The sequence below is a fragment of the Actinomyces sp. MRS3W genome (assembly GCF_032465695.1).
GTDB lineage: Bacteria > Actinomycetota > Actinomycetes > Actinomycetales > Actinomycetaceae > Actinomyces.
Window position 1 is genome coordinate 1 of record NZ_JAWDJJ010000124.1, and the last position, 4,245, is coordinate 4,245.

At 74.3% G+C, this 4,245-nt stretch carries 3 protein-coding genes; 2 read left to right on the top strand and 1 reads right to left on the bottom strand.

What is annotated here, in order from left to right:
• Positions 1-1,380 (bottom strand): uroporphyrinogen decarboxylase family protein (locus RWX45_RS04295; protein ID WP_316022539.1); only part of this gene is annotated, 1,380 nt, incomplete at its 3' end.
• A gap of 251 nt (positions 1,381-1,631) precedes the next feature.
• Here RWX45_RS04295 and RWX45_RS04300 point away from each other — a divergent pair.
• A complete protein-coding gene (locus RWX45_RS04300; RefSeq protein WP_316022540.1) occupies positions 1,632-3,047 on the top strand; it encodes a glutamyl-tRNA reductase in 1,416 nt (471 codons plus the stop codon).
• On the top strand, positions 3,044-4,245 hold a 1,202-nt coding region (locus RWX45_RS04305), incomplete at its 3' end, for a ferrochelatase (RefSeq protein ID WP_316022541.1). The genes RWX45_RS04300 and RWX45_RS04305, both read left to right, overlap by 4 nt.

Genomic DNA, 4,245 nt, shown 5'->3' on the forward strand with positions numbered 1-4,245 from the left:
TGCTGCATCCTCCCATCCGGCCAGCGCCGTGCGTTCCCAATCCGATGACCCGTGCACGCGCGCCACCACGCGGGTGAGCACGTCGGGGTCGGTCGACGGCGGCACCCCATGACCGAGGTTGAACACGTGGGCGGGCGCCGCCCGGCCCGCCTCCAGGCAAGCGTCAACACCGCGGGCGAGTACCTCCCACGGTGCACCCAGCAGCGCCGGGTCGAGATTGCCCTGCACCGGGCGCGCCCCCGCCTCCCCGCCGGCAGCATCGGGCCGGGCCAGGGCCGTGGCCGCCGCCGCCAGGTCGGTGCACTCGTCCACGCCGACGGCGTCCGCCCCGGTGCGCCACAGCTCCCCCAGGAGATGGTCTGCGCGGGTGGTGAAGTGGATGGCGGGCGCCGGGGCGCCGGTGGTGGCCGAGACGGCGTCGCGGGCAATATCCAGGGCCAACGCCGAGTAGGGGGCGACCTTCTCCCGGTACACGGCGGCGGGCAGCGACCCGGCCCAGGAGTCGAAGAGCTGCACGGCAGCCGCGCCCGCGCGCACCTGCGTGGCCATGAACCGGCCCGTCAGCTGCGCCGCCCAGGTCATGAGCGCCTCCCAGGAGTCGGGGTCGGCGTGCATGAGCGTGCGGGCGGCCAGGTGGTCGCGGGAGGGGCGCCCCTCGGCGAGATAGGCGACCAACGTGAACGGTGCCCCGCCGAAGCCGAGCAGCGGCGTCCAGTCGGCCGTGCCGCGCGACTCGTCCAGACCCGCCCGCGCCCGGGCCGACAGGCCCGCCCGCGCCGCGGCCGTGTCCGCGCTGCCGGGATTCGCTCCGTCCGTCCCGGCGCCCTCGCCCGGACGCCCCGGACCGCCCAGTTCCGCCACAACTGCCCGCACGGCCGCCTCAATGGCCCCAACCCCGGCGCCGCCGTCGAGCACGCCGCCGTCCGAGGCGGTTCCGACGCGCGCGGCATCGCCATAGCGGTGCGCGGTCAGGCGACGCACCTCGGCGGCGTCGCGCACGGGGGCGCCCAGGACCGGGCCCACCCCCGGCTCAATGCGCACGTCCACGCCCGCCAGCCGCAGCGGCACCATGATGTCGGAGAAGAAGACGGCCGCATCCACCCCGTGGCGCCGCACCGGCTGCAGGGTCACTTCCGCGGCCGCCTCCGGCCACAGGCACACATCCAGCATGGGTGCGCCCGCCCGCTCGCGCAGGGCGCGATACTCCGGCAACGAGCGGCCGGCCTGACGCATGAACCACACGGGTGTGCGCGCCGGACGGCGTCCGGCCAGGGCCTCCAACAGGGCCGGCCGAGGTGCTTGCGGGGCGCACGCCCGTGCGGAGCCGACGGTCCCGCCGATGCGGTCCGCCCCGCCAGAATTCTGCGCGGAAATACTCACGTAATAATCCTCGTCCTCGCCGATTCGGTAGAAATGACATGACGTGACGTCGCCGGAGAACGCCGCCCGAACAATGTGACCCGTCGCCTCGAACTGTTCGCATTGTTGGTGCTTTCGCCTGCAATCAAGCGGATCATCAACAAGATGACACGGTGTCGGAAAACCGATCTGACGGTGCGTCGGAATAGCTGAGTGCGGTGCCGGTGATAATTGTGCCCCGACCGGCATCCAATGCTTGACTACCACTCGCCGTGACCATCCACATCCTGTCCGCCGACCACCGCACCCAGGGCCTCGACGCGGTCGCCCGCCTGGGTGTCACCGCCGCGCACCTCGGCCCCGATCTCCTGGCCGCACTTCCGTCGCTGCGCGGCGCCGTCGTCCTGGGCACCTGCAACCGCCTGGCCCTACTGCTCGACGCTCCACACACCCTCCCGGCGGGCACCCTGCGCCGTAACGTCGCCGAATTCCTCACCCGGCGAGCGAGCGGGCACCCTGCGACCGGGGCGGCCCCGAGCCGGACCGATGCGGGGACAGTCCCCCACCCCGACGACGCCGAGGCGGATCGCGTCGAGCTGACCGCCTGGAGCGGCACCGGTGCCGTCAGTGAACTGTTCGCCACCGCCGCCGGTTTGGAATCCATGGTCATCGGTGAGCGCGAAATCGCCGGGCAGCTGCGCCGCGCCATGCGGGTCGCCGGAGAGGAGGGCACCCTGTCAACGGATCTTGCCCGCGCCGTCGAGCACGCCTCCACCGCCTCCCGCCGCGTCGCCCGCGAAACCGGCCTGGCCGGCAACGGCCGCTCCGTCGTCGCCGTCGGCATCGACATGGCCTCCCACCACCTCCCGCCGGGCCGGGAACTGAGCGTGCTCATCGTCGGCACCGGCGCCTACGCGGGCGCCACCGTCACCGCCCTACGCCGCCGCGGCCTCACGGACATTGCCGTCTACTCCCGTTCCGACCGGGCCACCGCCTTCGCCGTTGGCCGCGGGCTGAGGGCCATTGACGACGCCGGCCTACCGGGCGCCCTGGCGCGCGCCGACCTGGTCATCACCTGCCGGGGCCTGGGCGCTCCGGTGCTCACCCGCGAGCTCGTCGCCCCCGCTGTGGCCGGGCGGCGCCCAGCAGTCGACGGCGAGCCCGCCCGCCGGCCGCTGGTCGTCCTCGACCTGGCGCTCACCCGCGACGTGGAGGTGTCGGTCGGCTCCCTGCCCGGCGTCCGGCTCATCGACCTGCCCAGCGTGCAGCGCGCCGTGCCCGCGGTGGATGTCCGCCAGGTCGAGGCTGCCCGCGCCATCGTGGCCGAGGAGGTCGCCCTGTTCGAACGGATGCTGTGCGGGCGCCGCATGGACCCCGTCGTGTGCAGCCTGCGCGGACGCGTCGCGGAACTGGTCGAGGAGGAAGTTGCCCGCCTGCACGCCGTCGACGGCCGAGTCGACGCCGGTGACGCCGCCCGCGCCCTGCACCACCTCGCCGCCCGCATGCTCCATCACCCCACCGTCGCCGCGCGAACCGCCGCCGAGACCGGCCGCGGCCAGGACTACCTCGACGCCCTGGACCTCATCCTGGGGGTCCAGATCAACGCCGACCTGCGCGACGCCGTCGGCCTGGACGCCGCGAGCCCCACCCCCGTCCTGTCCGCCGGAGCCCCAGGAGAGCCCCGATGACCCCGCATGTGGCCGAGCCGCTGGCCCCTTACGACGCCGTCCTGCTGCTGTCCTACGGCGGCCCCGAGGGCCCCGACGACGTGCTGCCCTTCATGCGCAACGCCACCGCCGGACGGGGCGTGCCCGACGACCGGCTGCGCGAGGTCTCCGGCCACTACGGCCGCTGGGACGGCGTCTCCCCGATCAACGCCCGCAACGCCGAACTGCTGGCGGCGCTGCGCACCGAGCTGGCCGCCCGCGGCTCGCCACTGCCGGTGGTCATCGGCAACCGCAACTGGCACCCCTTCGTCTCCGAGGCGCTGCGCGACCTCGCCGACGGTGGTGCCCGCCGCATTCTGGCCATCACCACGGCCGCCTACGCCTCCTACTCCGGCTGCCGCCAATACCGGGAGGACGTCGCCGGCGCCCTGGAGCTGCTGGCTGCCGGCGACGACGGGGCCACCGGAGGTGGCCGGGAGGCCGACGCCGCCGCCCGCGTTGGTGGGGCCGGGGGCGCGCCGGTCAGGCTCGTCGTCGACAAGACCCGCCCCTTCTACAACACCCCCGGCATGCTCGCCGCCAACACCGACGCCATCGTTGCTGCCTTCCACCAGCTGGTGGCCGAGGGCGTGAGCGCGGACGGCATCCGCCTGGTCCTGGTCACCCACTCCATCCCCGCCTCCATGGAGCGCCTGTCCGCGCCCACAGCGGAGGAGCGCGCCGACTTGGACGGGAGCGAGCCCGGCATGGCGGCCGACCTGTCCACCGAGATCTCCTACGTGGCCCAGCATGAGCGCCTGGCGGACGTGCTGCTGGACGCCGTCGCCGCCCGCCTGGGCCGCCGCCCGCAGGCGGACCTGGTCTACTGCTCCCGTTCCGGCCCGCCCCAGGCGCGCTGGCTCGAACCCGACGTCAACGACCACCTGGAGGCCATCGCCGCCGGGCACCTGACCGACGGGCGGGCCGTGGACGTGCCGACGGGCGTCGTCGTCGCCCCCTTCGGCTTTGTCGCCGACCACATGGAGGTCGTCTTCGACCTGGACACCGAGGCCCGCGAGACCGCCTCCCGACTCGGCCTGGCCTACGTGCGCGCCGCCACGGCCGGCACCCACCCGGCCTTCGTCGCCTCGCTCGCCGACGTGCTCGCCGAGCGGGCCGCCGTCGCCCGGGGGGAGGATGTGCACCCCGACTCGACCACCGGCACCGGCCCCTTCCACAC